This is a genomic window from Dyella sp. LX-66 (genome assembly GCF_018599165.1).
Taxonomy (GTDB): Bacteria; Pseudomonadota; Gammaproteobacteria; order Xanthomonadales; family Rhodanobacteraceae; genus Dyella_D; species Dyella_D marensis.
This window is the reverse complement of the sequence record NZ_JAHFVJ010000008.1, coordinates 84,188-99,236: the sequence shown is the minus strand read 5'-3', so window position 1 is coordinate 99,236 and position 15,049 is coordinate 84,188. Positions and strand designations below refer to the sequence as shown.

General features: G+C 67.1%; 11 protein-coding genes and 1 tRNA gene. 8 read left to right on the top strand and 4 right to left on the bottom strand.

Annotation, left to right across the window (positions count from 1 at the left end; all coding sequences use genetic code 11):
- Positions 1 to 112: 112 nt before the first annotated feature.
- From KK141_RS16275 to KK141_RS16260, 4 genes are all read right to left on the bottom strand, one after another.
- A complete protein-coding gene (locus KK141_RS16275) occupies positions 113 to 2,920 on the bottom strand; it encodes a lamin tail domain-containing protein (protein WP_214572195.1) in 2,808 nt (935 codons plus the stop codon).
- 549 nt (positions 2,921 to 3,469) lie between these two features.
- A complete protein-coding gene (gene upp, locus KK141_RS16270; protein ID WP_214572194.1) occupies positions 3,470 to 4,111 on the bottom strand; it encodes a uracil phosphoribosyltransferase in 642 nt (213 codons plus the stop codon).
- A gap of 132 nt (positions 4,112 to 4,243) precedes the next feature.
- The gene (locus KK141_RS16265) at positions 4,244 to 4,579 is read right to left on the bottom strand and encodes a PsiF family protein (protein WP_214572193.1); all 336 of its coding nucleotides are present in this window, start codon (positions 4,577 to 4,579) and stop codon (positions 4,244 to 4,246) included.
- A 116-nt stretch (positions 4,580 to 4,695) separates the two neighbouring features.
- On the bottom strand, positions 4,696 to 6,192 hold the full coding sequence (locus tag KK141_RS16260) for an aminotransferase class III-fold pyridoxal phosphate-dependent enzyme (protein WP_214572192.1): 1,497 nt from the start codon (positions 6,190 to 6,192) through the stop codon (positions 4,696 to 4,698).
- Between the two features lie 297 nt (positions 6,193 to 6,489).
- Between KK141_RS16260 and KK141_RS16255 the strand changes: the two genes are divergently transcribed.
- The 8 genes from KK141_RS16255 (at position 6,490) to KK141_RS16220 (ending at position 14,830) form a co-directional block, all read left to right on the top strand.
- Positions 6,490 to 7,416: an ABC transporter ATP-binding protein gene (locus KK141_RS16255; RefSeq protein WP_214572191.1), complete on the top strand. Its 927-nt coding sequence runs from the start codon at positions 6,490 to 6,492 to the stop codon at positions 7,414 to 7,416.
- Positions 7,416 to 8,210: an ABC transporter permease gene (locus tag KK141_RS16250; protein ID WP_214572190.1), complete on the top strand. Its 795-nt coding sequence runs from the start codon at positions 7,416 to 7,418 to the stop codon at positions 8,208 to 8,210. Before KK141_RS16255 ends, KK141_RS16250 begins: the two co-directional genes overlap by 1 nt.
- A 93-nt stretch (positions 8,211 to 8,303) precedes the next feature.
- Complete coding sequence (locus KK141_RS16245) at positions 8,304 to 9,491, top strand: sensor histidine kinase (protein WP_214572189.1); 1,188 nt, start codon at positions 8,304 to 8,306, stop codon at positions 9,489 to 9,491.
- Positions 9,491 to 10,651, top strand: a complete 1,161-nt coding sequence (locus KK141_RS16240; RefSeq protein ID WP_214572188.1) for a sensor histidine kinase — start codon at positions 9,491 to 9,493, stop codon at positions 10,649 to 10,651. Before KK141_RS16245 ends, KK141_RS16240 begins: the two co-directional genes overlap by 1 nt.
- Complete coding sequence (locus KK141_RS16235; RefSeq protein ID WP_026635125.1) at positions 10,648 to 11,250, top strand: response regulator transcription factor; 603 nt, start codon at positions 10,648 to 10,650, stop codon at positions 11,248 to 11,250. The genes KK141_RS16240 and KK141_RS16235 overlap by 4 nt, the downstream gene beginning before the upstream one ends.
- A gap of 647 nt (positions 11,251 to 11,897) precedes the next feature.
- A tRNA-Pro gene (locus tag KK141_RS16230) sits at positions 11,898 to 11,968 on the top strand.
- A gap of 471 nt (positions 11,969 to 12,439) precedes the next feature.
- Positions 12,440 to 13,564 carry a slipin family protein gene (locus KK141_RS16225; protein WP_214572187.1) on the top strand — a complete coding sequence of 375 codons (1,125 nt, stop codon included), beginning with the start codon at positions 12,440 to 12,442 and terminating at the stop codon, positions 13,562 to 13,564.
- Between the two features lie 54 nt (positions 13,565 to 13,618).
- Positions 13,619 to 14,830, top strand: a complete 1,212-nt coding sequence (locus KK141_RS16220; protein WP_214572186.1) for an RtcB family protein — start codon at positions 13,619 to 13,621, stop codon at positions 14,828 to 14,830.
- Positions 14,831 to 15,049: the final 219 nt, after the last annotated feature.

Below are 15,049 nucleotides of genomic sequence, written 5' to 3'. Positions count from 1 at the left end.
TCGTTATTGCCGGCAGCGTAGGTTGGGGTGAGCGCAGCGAACCCCAACGTTGACCACCGTCACGCGTATCGCATCGTTGGGGTTCGCCTGTGGCTCACCCCAACCTACATCTTCAGTGCTGTTTGCCGTGGCCGTCATGGCCATGGTCGTCGTCATGCCCATGATCGTGATCGCCGTGCGGATCGAACATCGCCGGCGCGAACAGGTCGAGCACGAAGCCGTCGTGGTCCGAGGCGCCGATCGCCTTGGTCCAGTCCGGGGCGTTCGCGGCGTCGGCTTCGGTCTGCGCGGGCGCGTCGAGGTCGGCGCGGCCGTACTGCATGTGCAGGAAGCGGAACTGCGCGGCGCGGTTCAGCAGGGCATGGTCGAGCACCTGCACGGTCGGCACTTCGCGGCCGGAGTTGCCGCTGCCGGCCTGCGTATAGCCCTGGATCTCGCCGAAGTTCTCGGTGAACAGGAACGAGTAGCGATCGTTCTCCGGCACCGACTCCACCGCGTTCCACAGCGCCGGGCGCACGATGTTCTGGCCCAGCTTCAGCTGGTTCTCGCTGTCCTTGTACTTGCCCGAGATCAGGCCGACCACGTCCACCCAGCCATCGCTGAACTGGTAGGCGTTGAAGTCGCCCACCACCAGCAGCGGCTGCGAGGGATAGCGGGTCTGCAGCTCCTGTACCTGCTTGGCCAGCGACACCGACTGGGTGTAGCGCTTCTGGCGGTCGCGCACGGCGGTGGCGTTGTCCTTGTCCACATTGGTGCGGGCCTTCGGATGCACCGAGATCACGTGGAAGCGCATGCCGCGCACTTCGGCCGTCAGCAGCAGCGGCGGATGGTCGTGGACGAACGCGGTGCTGCCGTTGTCGTTCCAGGTTTCGTCCGCGCCGAGCTGGCGCACCGACTGCACGCGAATGCCGCGGTCGGCGCGCACCAGGAAGCCGACGTTGATGCCGCTGGGGTCATGGCCCGGCAGCAGGTAGGCGTCGTACTTCACCGGATAGTCGTCGCCCAGCTGCTTGGCCAGACCCTGCAGCACGGCCAGGCTCTTCACCTCTTCGGTGGACAGCACGTCCGGCAGCTTCAGCACGCTGCCGACATAGGCCGACAGGCGGCGGGTCTTCAGCGCCACCTCATCCGGCGTCGGCTCCTTGCTGTCGCCGCTGCAGGTGAAGGTGGTGTTGAACTCGCTGTCGCAGAAACGCTCCATGTTGAACGCGCCGATGCGCAGCGCGAACGGCGGCTTCGGCAGCACGGGGCGCGGCATCGGCGCGGCGCGCTTCACTTCGATCTTGGTCGGGATGAAGGTATAGGCGCCGAAGTCGTACGAGATGATGCCCTCGGCACGGAAGGTGGTGCCGGCGACGAACGGGGTGTTGATCGGCACGGCGCCGAAGTCGTCGGTGTTCATTTTGAACACTTCCGGATTGCCGCTCCAGTTAGGCAGATCCACGCCCGCCGGCACCGGCACGCTGAAGCGCACCCCCGGCTGGCGCAGCGAGCGCTTGCCGTTGGCGGTGATGCTCACCTCGGCGAACGGCTCGGTGCTGAAGCGCTTGTTGCCCGTGTTGATCATGCCGTCCTCGATCACCACGCGCATGCCGACGAAGCACTGGAAGTTGGTGGCGCCGCAGGACAGCCGGTTCGGATCGGTCGACGGCGTGCGCGCACCGAAGATCACCGCCTTCGGCAGCCGCGCGCCATGCGCGGTGACCGTGACCGTGGCGTTCTTCAGTTCCGTCAGGTGGTAGTAGTTGTCGACCTTCGCATCGACGTTCACCACGTCGCCGATGGCGACCGTCGGCTTGGACGAGGTGAACACGTACACGCCGTTGGAGGTCAGCGGATCGGCATCCACGCGGTTGTCCGGCGTCTGCATGGTGAAGCCGGCCGGGCCCACCGCGGTGACGATGTTGCCGGTGGTGATCACCGACTTGCCTAGCAGCGGCGAGCTCTGTTCGCGGCCCTGGATCTGCCAGATTTCCGCGGCGACCGGGATGTCGTACAGGATCGCGCCGATCGCGCTGTCGCGCGCCAGCGTGGCGCCGCCGGTGACCTGGTCGAGCTTGACCAGGAAGGCCTTGTCCGGCGAGCCGGTGGTGCGGCCGTGCACGACCACGTTGAAGCTGGCCTGGGTCTGGCCTTCGGCCACGCTCAGCGTGGTGTCGACGGCTTCGTAATCGCCCGCGGCGACGGTGGCGCTGTCGTCCTGGGTCGCCGCATGCACGCTCACGCCGCCGGCCGGGGCCGGCTGGTTGAGCGTGACGGTGAACGGCATGGTGACGTTGGCGGCACCGTGCACGGTGGCGCTGGAGTCGGCGATCGACAGCGACAGGTTCATCACCGCGCAGGCGCTGGCGGCGTTGTGCGGCGCGGTGGGCGTGACCACCGCGAAGTCGGACTGGTTGTCGCCGGTGTTCTGCGGCAGGCCGGCGCCATTGGTCTTGCGGCCGTAGCCCTTGTCGGCATTGGTGCTGCCCAGCGAGGTCAGCGGCGTGCCGGCCTTGTAGGCGGAGCCGGCGGAGAGGCCGACCTGGTCGACCAGCTGGCCGCTGGCGTCGAGCAGGGCCAGGCCGCCGTCGTCGGTGACGCCGGTGCTGTATTTCAGGTCGCCCGCGACGCTGCCGGAGTAGCCGCCGCTGGCGCTGTTGGTCAGCAGCAGGTGGCAGCCCGGCGCGATCGACGTGCCGCTGGGGAGGGTCAGGCGCGTGCCGGTGGTGCCGCTCGCGTTCGACGCATTGAATTTGTAGCCGGAGACGTCCAGCGCGGTGGCGCCGGCGTTGAACAGTTCGACGAATTCGTCATTGCCGCCAGCGGGGCCGCGGACGCGGAACTGGCTGATGCTGAGGTCGGCCGCCTGGGCGGTGGCGATCGACGCGATTGCTAGCAACGCGGCCCATAGGGCGCGCCGGGCGTGCTTTGCTTCCATTGACCCACTCCCTTGTTGAAGGATCCGGATGGATCCTTCCGGGGAAAATAGCAATTTATTGCGACAGAATTGCTAATGGGGGTCTCAGTAGGGAGGGGTGGGGCTGGCGCCCTTCTTGCTCGTCATCCCGGCGTAGGCCGGGATCCAGTGGCGACCACGCCTGGTTTTTGCGGTGACGCGGACTGGCCGCTTATGCAGCGGGCATTTCGGACGCCTGCCGGCGCCCGAGTCACTTTTTCTTTGCTGGCCCAAAGAAAAAGTAACCCAAAAGAAATGGCCTGAGAGCCAAGGCTCGCGACGCGACTAGAAGGAGCGGTGGACGGCCGCGGTAACTTGATTAACCAGAGTCGACACGGGCCAGGGAGCGTTTACGTGACGCGCTCTTCAACGTGCCGTTGCGAAGAGGACATTCAAGAACCGACGCCAGCTTTGGCTCTTCGTTCCTGCCTACCTCACGACATCACCCCTCTCCCCGCCGGGGAGAGGGCAGGGTGAGGGGTCGGGGCTCGCCCGGACTTTTATCGGGCAAAAGCGTTTGCGCTTTTCCGATCAACCCGCTGGCAGCTGCTTGGTGCCGAAAATTTTGTCGCCCGCATCGCCGAGGCCCGGGAGGATGTAGCCGTGTTCGTTGAGGTGGTCGTCGATAGCGGCGGTGTAAATCTCGATGTCGGGGTGCGCGGCCTCGATGCGCTTCAGGCCTTCCGGTGCGGCCACCAGGAACAGGCCCTTGATGCGTTTGCAGCCGGCGGCTTTGAGCATGTCGACTGTGGCGATCAGGGTGCCGGCGGTGGCGAGCATGGGGTCGACGATCAGGGCGATGCGTTCGTCCATGCGGCCGGTCAGTTTCTCGTAGTAGGCGATGGGCTTGAGGGTTTCCTCGTCGCGCTGCAGGCCTACCACGCTGACCTTCGCTGCGGGGATCAGGTCCAGTACGCCGGGGAGCATGCCCAGGCCTGCGCGCAGGATCGGCACGATGGTGATCTTCTTGCCCTTGATCTGGTGCACGGTCAGCGGACCCGCCCAGCCGTCGATGTGCTTGTCTACCGTCTCCAGGTCCTTGGTCGCCTCGTAGGTGAGCAGGGCGGCGACTTCGGAGGCGAGTTCGCGGAACTCCTTGGTGCTGATGCCGGCGCGGCGCATCAGGCCGAGCTTGTGCTGGATGAGCGGGTGGCGGACTTCGACGAGCTTCATGGGGCGTCCTGCTTGGCGGAATGCGGGGATTATGGCGCAGGGGAATGCCGGCCCCTATCAAAGCAAAGGCGCCGCTCCAGCGAAGCGGCGCCTTGCGGCGACAGGCCCTGCGGGAGCGGCCTATAAAGAGTCTTAGGGGCTCGTCGCGGCGCTGCCGCTGAGACACGAGCTCATGAACTTTTTGCGGTCGTCGCCCTTCAGGGTCTTGGCTTTCGTATCCGCATTGCAGGCCTTCATCTTTTCCTGCTGGGTCATCTTCGCCGGTGCGGCGGCTTCGCCCTTCAGGCAGCTGCTCATGAAGGCCTTGCGCTCGTCGCCCTTCTTGCCGGTCGCCTGCTTGTTGCAGTCGGCCATGCGCTGCTGCTGCGGGGTCAGTTCCTTCTTGGCCTGCGGGGCGGCGAAAGCGGTGGCGGAAACGGCGAGGGCCAGGGCGAGGCTGGCGGCGGTCAGGCTGAAACGCAAGAACATGCGGGTACCCTCCTGGAATGAACCGGCGAGCGCCGGTGGGCGCAAGTCTATGCCGCTTGCCGCGCTTGGCTAGAGGGGGGAACGCCGGGCGCGCGGCCCGGCGTTCATCCGGCAGCTCAGGCCGCTTCGGCCTTCAGCTTGCGCGGGCCCTGCTGCAGCGCCTGGCGCACGTGGGCGACCACCAGGTCCACCTCGGCGCTGGTCACCTTGAAGTGCGGGGTGAAGCGCAGCGAGTTGACGCCGCCGTGGATCACGCCGACGCCGCGCTCGCGCATGTATTCCTCGATCGAGCCCGCGCCGTAGCACTTGAACTCCGCCGACAGCTCGCAGGAGAACAGCAGGCCGGTGCCCTGCACCTTGGTGATCAGGCCGCCGAGCTCGCCCTTCAGCGCGTTGAGCTTGTCGACGAATTCCTTGCCGCGCTCGCGGATGTTGGCGCGCACCTCGTCGTTGAGCTCGTGCAGCGTGGCCAGCGCAACGTCCAGCGCGCGCGGGTTGGCGGTCATGGTGTTGCCGTAGATGCCCTTGCGGTACAGGCCGGCGGCGCGCTCGTTCACCGCCAGCACCGACAGCGGATACTGGCCGGCGTTGAGCGCCTTGGAGAAGGTTTCCATGTCCGGCGCCGGCAGCTTCTCGAAGCCGGGATAGTCGGTGAGCGACAGCACGCCATGCGCGCGCAGGCCGGCCTGGATCGAGTCGATCAGCAGCATGGAGCCATGCGCTTCGGTGAGTTCGCGCGCGGCCTTGTAGAACTCCGGCGTCACGGCGCGGCCGGGATCGCCTTCGCCCATCACCGGTTCCAGGAACATCGCCTCGATAAACCAGCCGTGGCGGTCGGCATCGGCGAACGCGGCTTCCAGCTGCGCCACGTCGTACGGCGCCACCGTGATCAGGGTGTCCTCGTGGCGATAGCTGGCCAGGTGCTGCTGGTAGGTCTTGCGCGTGGAATCCGAATACAGCGCGGGTTTTTCGGTGCGGCCGTGGAAGGCGCCCTTCACCGCGAGGCGCTTGATGGTGCGCCCGGCATAGCGCGCGCCCGGCTCGGTCATCGCCTTGGCGTTGACGTCGGCGATGCGGCAGGCCAGCGAAACCGATTCGGAACCGGAGTTCAGGCACAGATAGCGCGCGTACGGATTGCCGCCGCGATTGCGGCCGAGCTCGCGGTCCAGCGCCTTGGCAAAGCGCATCTGCGAGACGTTCGGCGTCATCACGTTGGCCATCACCTGCGGACGGCTCATCGCCGTGCGGATCGCCTCGTTGTTGTGGCCGAAACCGAGCATGCCGTAGCCGCCGTTGTCGTGGATCACCGCGCCCTTCAGCGTGACCACCCACGGGCCGCGCGCGGCGGCGGGCAGATAACGGTTGATGCCGTCGTCGGGATAGAAATTGACGAAGCCCGCCTGCGCCACGTGCAGCTGCTCGGCTTCATCGAGCTTGAGGAAGTCGCTCAGGTCCGCGCGCAGCGCGCGATGCTGTTCGAGCGCTTCGCCGATGGCCTGCGCCAGTTCGGGGTGGCTGGCGGCGAAGCGTTCGACGGTGGCGTCGTCCAGGCCAGTGGTCTGCGGCGCGCCGCCGAAATCGCGCAATTCGCGCAGCTGATCGATCACACCCATGATGGTTCCTCCTCAAGGTACGCAGGCGCCGTGGGGATGGCGCCTCCTGCCAACATCGCGATGAATGCTTTGGCGGGAGCCGATGACGATCATCGTGTGACGATCGGAAGCTCCCGCTCAGTCGTGCGCGCCGCGCATGTTTCTGCGTCGGCGATTCACCGAGGATAACCCGCCTTCGTCAGCGCCGTAACCCCGGGGGGAGGGGCCGGATGACGGCTGTCACGTGCACGGGCTGACGTTGGCGAATGCCCGCGAGCCCTTGCGATGCCTAGCATTCTGGGCAAAGGAGGGAGACCCATGAACACGAATGCTTCACCCATCGCACGTCTGTCGTCCGTGGTGAAACGCTACGGCAATCACACCGCCGTCGACGGCCTGGATCTGATGCTGCATCGCGGCGAAATTTTCGCGCTGCTCGGCCCCAACGGCGCCGGCAAAAGCACCACCATTTCGATGCTGCTCGGCCTGGTGCGGCCCGATGCGGGCCGCGTCGAACTGTTCGGCGAAGATCCGCAGCAGCTCGTGGCGCGCCGCCGCATCGGCGTGATGCTGCAGAGCGCGGCGCTGCCGCCCACCTTGCGCGTCGGCGAACTGCTGCGGCTGACCGGCAGCTACTACCCGGCACCGCGCGACCTGCGCGAAACGGCGGAACTGGCCGGCGTCAGCGACCTGCTGAAGCGTCCTTACGCCGCGCTTTCGGGCGGACAGCAGCGGCGCGTGCAGTTCGCCCTCGCACTGTGCGGACGCCCGGAGCTGCTGTTCCTGGACGAACCCACCGTCGGCATGGACCTGGAAGCGCGCCAGAAGCTGTGGACCGCGGTGCGCCACCTGGTCGCCGAAGGCGCCGGCGTGGTGCTCACCACGCATTACCTGGAAGAAGCCGAAGCGCTGGCCAGCCGCGTCTGCGTGATGGCGCGCGGACGCGTGCTGAGCGAAGGCAGCGTGGACGACCTGCGCGCACGCGTGGCGCTCAAGCGCATCCGCTGCATCACCCGCCTGCGCGCCGCCGACGTCGCCGCCTGGCCGGAAGTGGCCGAAGCGCGCGACGAGGGCGAGCGCCTGTGGCTGTCCACCGACAGCGCGGAGCTCGTGGTGCGCCGCCTGCTCGATGCCGACGCGCAGCTGGGCGAACTGGAAGTCCAGCGCGCCGGCCTGGCCGAAGCCTTTACCGAACTGACTCGCGCCGCCGAGGCGCCCACCGAAGACACCCGCGAGGCCGCCTGATGAACGCCGTCTCTTCCGCCATGCCTGCCGCATCCGCTACGCGCGAGATGGGCTTCAGCCGAGTACTCGGCGCCTACCTGCAGGAAGCGCGCGCCGAATGCCTGCGCTATCTGCGCAACCCGGGCTTCATGATCCCGACCCTGATCCTGCCCACCGCGTTCTACCTGATGTTCGGCATTCTGATCGGCCGCGCCAACGGTCCCGATGCGCCGCGCTACCTGCTCGCCGCGTATGGCACCTTCGGCGTGATGTCGCCGGGCCTGTTCGGTTTCGGCGTGGCCTTGTCGATGGAGCGCGACAACGGGCTGCTGACCTTGAAGCGCGCCTTGCCGATGCCGCCGGGCGCGTATCTGCTGGGCAAGGTGGTGATGTCGATCTTCGCGGCGGCGGTGGTGTCCTGCATCCTGGTGCTGCTGGCCACGCTGGTTGCCCACGTGCAGCTGTCGGCGACGCAGATGGCCGGGCTGTTCGCCACCAACCTGTTCGGCGCGCTGCCGTTCTGCGCGATGGGCCTGATGCTGGGCATGTTCATCAAGGGCACCGGCGGGCCTGGCATCGTCAACCTGATTTACCTGCCGATGGCTTTCATGTCGGGCCTGTGGTTCCCGCTGTCGCTGATGCCCAAGGCGGTGCAGCAGATCGCGCTGGTGCTGCCGCCGTATCACCTCAACCAGATCGCGCTGAACGTGGTGGGGCTGGGGCAGGAGCCGGCGTGGCCGCACGTGGCGGCGCTGGCGGCCTTCTCGGCGGTGTTCCTGGCCATCGCCGTGCGCCGCCTGCGGCGCCACGGTTGAAGTAGCATGCAAAGGGCTGCGCAACCGCCGGTTGCGCAGCCGCACGCCATGAAGACGTTCGTTGTCACGCGACCTGTGGGGAGGGTCACCGCCATGCTCCAACTGCTCCGCTCCTGGCTGACGCCGGCGCCGGATTCGCGTGTCGCCTCGATCCAGCGCCAGGGCAAGTCGGTGTGGGCCGAGGGCGTCCACCTGCTGTGGTCGGTGTGGGTGTTCATCACGCCGGCCATGGGCAGCCACTACGACCTGCAGTGGGTGCTGCTGACCGTGTTGTCGTATCCGCTGTTCCTGCTGATGTTCGCCAAGTCGATGCTCGCCTCGCGCCGGGTCGCCCCGCGCTACGCGCTCGGGCTGGTGGCGATGAGCATCGCGCTGGCGCCGTGGTACCCCAGCGGCATGGCGTATTTCATCTACGGCTGCGTGTCGTACAGCATGGCCAGCGCCAAGCGGGTGGGGCCGCTGCTGCTGCGCCTGATGCTGGTGAACGTGGTCTATGTCGCCGTGGCGGGCAAGGTGGGTTATCCGTGGCAGGCGCTGGTGTCGGTGCCGTGCATGACCATCATCATCGCCGTCATCACCCACGTCGAACGCATCGCGCACGAGAAGGACGCGGCGCTGAAGCTGTCGCAGGAAGAAGTGCGCCGCCTGGCCGCCACCGCCGAGCGCGAGCGCATCGGCCGCGACCTGCACGACCTGCTCGGGCATACGCTTTCGCTGATCACGCTGAAGCTGGAGCTGTCGCGCAAGCTGTTCGACCGCGATGCGGAGGCGGCCAAGCGCGAAGTGGCCGAAGCCGAGCGCGTCGCGCGCCATGCCCTGGCCGAAGTGCGTTCGGCGGTGACCGGCATCCGCGCCACCGACCTGGCCGCGGAACTGGCCTCGGCGCGCCTGCTGCTGGAATCCTCCCGCGTGCACCTGGACTACGTGGCGCCGCCGGCCGACCTGCCGACGGAGATCGAGCGCGGCCTGTCGCTGATCCTGCGCGAGGCCGCCACCAACATCGCCCGCCATGCGCATGCGAGCAAGGCGCGGATCGAGTTCGAGCGCGATGCCTACACCTTGCGCCTGCGCGTGAGCGACGACGGCCGCGGCGGCGTGGGCGAAGACGGCAACGGCCTGTGCGGCATGCGCGAGCGCGTGCGCGCGCTGGCCGGACACCTGACCATCGAATCGCCGCGCGGGCGCGGCACCGTGCTGCTGGTCACCGTGCCCTTGCCGCAGCCGAAGCTGCTGCCGACCGCCGCGCCCGAATCGGCGCCGCGCCAACCGACGCGCGTGTGATGCGCCTGCCGTTCAAGCCCGCGCCGGATTCGCTGTACGTGCAGCTGCGCTCGCCGGTGTTCGTGGCGCGCTCGGCGCTGGGCCAGGCGGCGTGGATCGTGCTGCTGCCGCTGATCCCGCTGGGTCTCCAGGGCTTCGCCTGGTCGTGGTTCGCGCCGACGCTGCTGAGCGTGCTGGTCTTTGTTTATCTGCACCTGCACGTGTATTTCGGGCCGCCGCAGCGCCTGCGCTGGTACGTGGCCGGCATGGCGACCATGGGGCTGGGCCTTTGGATGATCAATCCGATGGGCTTCGGCTACGTGATCACCGCCTGCACGGCCTTGTCGGCCACGCCGAACTTCCGCCAGTGGCTGCGCGGCGTCGTGCTGCTGACCCTGGCGTCCATGGCGATGGCGTGGCTGTGGGTGGATGCGCCGCTGTGGATCATGCTGGTGGTGGTGGTGGCCGGCGTGCTCGGCGGCCTCAGCAACTTTCACTACATCAACAATCTGCGCAAGGACGGCGACCTGCGCCTGTCGCAGATCGAAGTACGCCGCCTGGCCACCCTGGCCGAGCGCGAACGCATCGGCCGCGACCTGCACGACCTGCTCGGCCATACCTTGTCGCTGGTGGCGATCAAGTCCGAGCTGGCGCGGCGCCTGGCGCTGGAAGATCCGCCGCGCGCGCAGCAGGAAATGAGCGAGGTGGAGCGGGTCGCGCGCCACGCGCTGGCCGAAGTGCGCGCCGCCGTCACCGGCATGCGCCGCAGCGACCTGGCCTCGGAAATCATTTCCGCGCGGCTGATGCTGGAAGCCTCCGGCGTCAGCTTCGAAGGCGAGTGGCCGGAAGGCATCGCGCTGCCTCCGGCCATCGAAGCGCCGCTGTCCCTGGTGCTGCGCGAAGCGGTCACCAATATCCATCGGCACGCCCGCGCCACCGCGGCGAGCGTGCGTTTCGTCCACGACAAGGCAAGGTTCCAGATGCACATCAGCGACAACGGTTGCGGCGGACTCGCCGCGCACGGCAACGGCGTCAGCGGCATGCGCGAGCGCGTGCGGGCCCTGGGCGGCAGCCTGGAGATCGACTCGCCCAAGCGTCACGGCACCACGCTGCGCATCGGCGTGCCGCTCGCCAAAGTCGCCGCTACCGCACCGCAGAGCCTGCCGGAGGGCGCCGCATGATCCGCGTGCTGCTGGCCGAGGACCAGGCGATGGTGCGCGGCGCGCTGACGGCGCTGCTGAATCTGGAATCGGATATCGAGGTGCTCGGTTCCGCCGCGGACGGCGAGGCCGCGTGGCGCGAAGTGCAGCGGCTGAAGCCCGACGTGCTGGTCACCGATATCGAAATGCCCGGCATCACCGGGCTGGAACTGGCGCAGCGCATCCAGCGCCACGAGCTGCCGATGAAGGTGATCATCGTGACCACCTTCGCGCGCCCAGGTTTTTTGCGCCGCGCCCTGGATGCGGGCGTGTCGGGTTATCTGCTGAAGGATGCGCCGGCGGAGAATCTCGCCGAGGCGCTGCGCATGGTTCACCGCGGCGGCCGCGCGATCGATCCGCAGCTCGCGCTGGAGGCATGGTCCGAAGCCGATCCCTTGAACGACCGCGAGCGGCAGGTGCTGCGCCTGGCAGGCGAGGGGCAGTCGGCGAGCGAGATCGCCGCGCAGTTGAATCTCTCGCACGGCACGGTGCGCAATTATCTTTCCGAAGCGATCGGCAAATTAGGCGTGGCCAATCGCATCGAGGCGTATCGCCTCGCGCGCCAGAAAGGCTGGCTGTAAGAATTATTCGTACGCGTTAAAAAAATGCTTGCGCGAATAATCGTGCTCGCGTAATGTTCGCGCCTCGCCAATACCGGCGATAAGCATTAACTGAAAAGGCCAGGATCAAACCATGTCGTTCCACGTCACCCACCACCCGCTGCCCTCGCGCGATAGCCGCGACGCGCTGCCGTGCGTGCGGGCGAAGGAAGACCGTTTCATCCACACCGACTGATCTCACGCTTGCGCGGAGATCGGTCACCCCGATCTCCCGAGGCAAGGCGAACGCCCTCGGGTCCACACCCGGGGGCGTTTTGTTTTGGGCGTTCGCAAGGAAGCGTTCATGCACCGAAAGGTGATGACGGCACTGATCATCGGAAGACCACTTCCGCCCTGAAGCATCCGGCCGCGCCCCGGCCGAGGCAGGGGCGACCGCGAGCGGCGCTTAGGATGCGCTGTGCCTTGATGCTTCGGCACGGGCGGACGGGTGATCGGCAAGGTCTCAACAGCATTCGGGTGCATGGCACCCACACGCATGACCGGTTGGCGACAGCCGGCCATACGAAGCATCGCCACGACAGGCTCCAGCGGTACGGGTTCCAAGCCCCGTCCGGTGCGCGCGGCTATGCCGGCAGCGTATGCCGGGCCTGCACGTTCGGTGTTTCGCAAAGACGTTAGCTCAGTCGGGTAGAGCAGTGGCTTCGGTTGCCATGTGACACCGGTTCGAATCCGGTACGTCGCTGATTTGGATAGCTCAGTCGGGATAGAGCACTGACATCAGATGTCGGTAGTCGCGGGTTCGAATCCCGCTCCAAAACCACGGGAGCGCAAGCTCCCTCACCAGGAAGCGCCCCGCGCGGCGCGGATGGTTTCATCAAGGACGATGAGCCATCGACGCCGCAGCGCCAGCCACGCCGGACCGTCGTCCCGATCACAGGCCGACGTCCGCCGGCAAGCGGCCGGTTCGCCGTGCCGCGGACGGTGTCCGTCGCCCCGAGGGAGGCGCGACGGTCCCGCGTCGCCAGCGCCAGGGGTGCTTCCACCCTATGAATGAAATCGGCCATGAAAGGGTTTGTGGCCGATTATCCCGCGAGGGAGGGGTTTCTACGCCCCGCGGATTATCAAACAGGATTTTCGCGCGCCCCGGTCCGTCCGTGCGAAAGGCATTAATTAAAGGCGGCCCGCATTAAGGGATAAAGGAGTCATTCCCATGTTCTGGATCAAGCAAATCGTGGTCGGCGACGGCGAGCGCTGTTTGCTGTACCGCAACCGTCGACTGCAGCGCGTGCTCGCCCCGGGCCTGTACCGCTGTTTCGATCCACTCAACCGTGTAGCGGTGGTGCTGCACAACGTCGCGCGGGCCGACTACGCCGGCAGCGATGCCGAGGTGCTGATGGCGGGGATGGATACGCGGCTGGCGCCGCGCTTCCTGATCGCCGACGTCGGCGTGGACCAGGTCGGTCTGGTGCTGAAGAACGGCAAGCTGGAAGACGTGCTCGCGCCGGGTACCCGCAAGCTGTACTGGAAAGAGCTGGTGCCGGTCGAACTGCGCCTGCTGCCGCTGGCCGGCACGCTGGAGGTTCCGGCCGACGTGGCCAACCGCCTGCGCCAGCTCGGCGTGCTGTCGAAAATCGCCCTGGTGGTGGAGGTGCCGGCGGAATCGGCGGGCCTGTTGTTCCTGGACGGCAAGCTGGTGCGCACGCTGGCGCCGGGCAGCTACGCGTTCTGGCAGTTCAGGAAGAACGTGGCCGCCGAGGTGATCGAACTGCGCGTGCAGTCGCTGGAAGTGTCGGGCCAGGAACTGCTGACCCGCGACAAGGTGAGCCTGCGCGTGAACCTGGCCGCCAGCCTGCGCGTGACCGACCCGGTCGCCGCGCGTACCAAGGTGGCCAAGTACAGCGACTACATCTACCGCGAGCTGCAGTACGGGCTGCGCAAGGCGGTGTCGTCCAAGACGCTGGACGAGCTGCTCGGCGACAAGGCCTCGCTCGACGCCGACATCTTCGCCTATGTGTACAGCCGCGTGGCCGAGCTGGGCGTGGAAGTGCTGGGCGTCGGCATCAAGGACGTGATCCTGCCGGGCGAGATGAAGGACATCCTCAACAGCGTGGTGCAGGCGGAGAAGGCGGCCCAGGCCAACGTGATCCGCCGCCGCGAGGAGGCGAACGCCACGCGTTCCCTGCTCAACACCGCCAGGCTGATCGAGGAAAGCCCGGTGTTGATGCGCCTGAAAGAACTGGAGGCGCTGGAGAAGGTCACCGAGAAGATCGACAAGCTGACCGTGTTCGGCGGCCTGGATGGTGTGCTGAAACAGCTGGTGACCCTCAAGGAGTAAAACAGCCGGTGCGGCGGAAGGAATCGCCGCAGCGGCCCTTTAGGAGCGACAAGCATGAGTACCGGAACTTCATATCAATTACTGCACGCCGAAGGCGCCAAGCCGATCAAGGGCTGGGTCGACGGCGTGCCGCTGGAAGCGCAGGCGCAGGCGCAGCTGCGCAATATCGCGGCCCTGCCGTTCGTCGGCCCGTGGGTGGCGGTAATGCCCGACGTGCATCTGGGCAAGGGCGCCACGGTGGGTTCGGTGGTGCCGACGCGCGGCGCCATCATCCCGGCCGCGGTCGGCGTGGACATCGGCTGCGGCATGGCCGCGGTGCGCACCACGCTGCGCGCGGCGGATCTGCCGGACAGCCTGGCCCAGTTGCGTTCGAGCATCGAGCGCGGCGTGCCGGTAGGCAATGGCGAGCACCGCAGGATCCCGGACGGCATCGGCACGCGGCTGGTGCAGTCGGGGCTGGCGCAGCGGCTGGAGCTGATCAAGGCCAAGCACCGCAAGATCCGCACCGACAAGATCGAGCGGCAGATGGGCACGCTGGGCGGCGGCAATCACTTCATCGAGCTGTGCCTGGACGAAGAGGAGCGCGTGTGGGTGATGCTGCACTCCGGTTCGCGCGGCACCGGCAACCTGATCGGCACCTACTTTATCGAGCGGGCGCGCGAACAGCTGGCGCATCGCGTGCTGGGCTTCCACCTGCCGGACCGCGACCTGGCCTTCTTCATGGAAGGCGAGCCGCTGTTCGACGACTACGTGGAAGCGGTGTCCTGGGCGCAGGACTACGCCCGCCACAACCGCGAAGCGATGATGGCGCGGGTGCTGAACGAACTGCGCCACCGCTTGCCGAAGTTCCAGCTCGACAAGCAGGCGGTGAACTGCCACCACAACTATGTGCAGCGCGAGACGCACTTCGGCGAATCGCTGCTGGTCACCCGCAAGGGCGCGGTCAGCGCACGCGCGGGCGAGCTGGGCATCATCCCCGGCAGCATGGGCACCAAGAGCTACATCGTGCGCGGCAAGGGCAACGCGGATAGCTTCCACAGCTGCAGCCACGGCGCCGGCCGCGTGATGAGCCGCGGCATGGCCAAGCAGAGCATCACGCTGGCCCAGCACCGCGAGGCCACCGCGCACGTGGAATGCCGCAAGGACTCCGGCGTGCTCGACGAATCGCCGGCGGCGTACAAGTCGATCGACGCGGTGATGGCCGCGCAGATCGACCTGGTGGAGGTGGTGCATACGTTGCGGCAGGTGTTGTGTGTGAAGGGGTAAGAGCCGATCGCCAGATCGGCGTAGGTTGGGGTGAGCCATCGGCGAACCCCAACACTGCGTGGCGCGTCGATGTGCCGGTGTTGGGGTTCGCCTCCGGCTCACCCCAACCTACGTTTGGTTTTCGTCCTGCTTGGTAACGTGTGGTGTAGGTTGGGGTGAGCCATCGGCGAACCCCAACATGGCGTGGCGTATCGGCGTGCCGGTGTTGGGGTTCGCCTC

What these genes read in the sequence shown, in the direction of transcription:
- KK141_RS16275 (WP_214572195.1), bottom strand. Translation starts at nt 2,920, where the DNA reads ATGGAAGCAAAGCACGCCCGGCGCGCCCTATGGGCCGCGTTGCTAGCA.
- upp (WP_214572194.1), bottom strand. Translation starts at nt 4,111, where the DNA reads ATGAAGCTCGTCGAAGTCCGCCACCCGCTCATCCAGCACAAGCTCGGC.
- KK141_RS16265 (WP_214572193.1), bottom strand. Translation starts at nt 4,579, where the DNA reads ATGTTCTTGCGTTTCAGCCTGACCGCCGCCAGCCTCGCCCTGGCCCTC.
- KK141_RS16260 (WP_214572192.1), bottom strand. Translation starts at nt 6,192, where the DNA reads ATGGGTGTGATCGATCAGCTGCGCGAATTGCGCGATTTCGGCGGCGCG.
- KK141_RS16255 (WP_214572191.1), top strand. Translation starts at nt 6,490, where the DNA reads ATGAACACGAATGCTTCACCCATCGCACGTCTGTCGTCCGTGGTGAAA.
- KK141_RS16250 (WP_214572190.1), top strand. Translation starts at nt 7,416, where the DNA reads ATGAACGCCGTCTCTTCCGCCATGCCTGCCGCATCCGCTACGCGCGAG.
- KK141_RS16245 (WP_214572189.1), top strand. Translation starts at nt 8,304, where the DNA reads ATGCTCCAACTGCTCCGCTCCTGGCTGACGCCGGCGCCGGATTCGCGT.
- KK141_RS16240 (WP_214572188.1), top strand. Translation starts at nt 9,491, where the DNA reads ATGCGCCTGCCGTTCAAGCCCGCGCCGGATTCGCTGTACGTGCAGCTG.
- KK141_RS16235 (WP_026635125.1), top strand. Translation starts at nt 10,648, where the DNA reads ATGATCCGCGTGCTGCTGGCCGAGGACCAGGCGATGGTGCGCGGCGCG.
- KK141_RS16225 (WP_214572187.1), top strand. Translation starts at nt 12,440, where the DNA reads ATGTTCTGGATCAAGCAAATCGTGGTCGGCGACGGCGAGCGCTGTTTG.
- KK141_RS16220 (WP_214572186.1), top strand. Translation starts at nt 13,619, where the DNA reads ATGAGTACCGGAACTTCATATCAATTACTGCACGCCGAAGGCGCCAAG.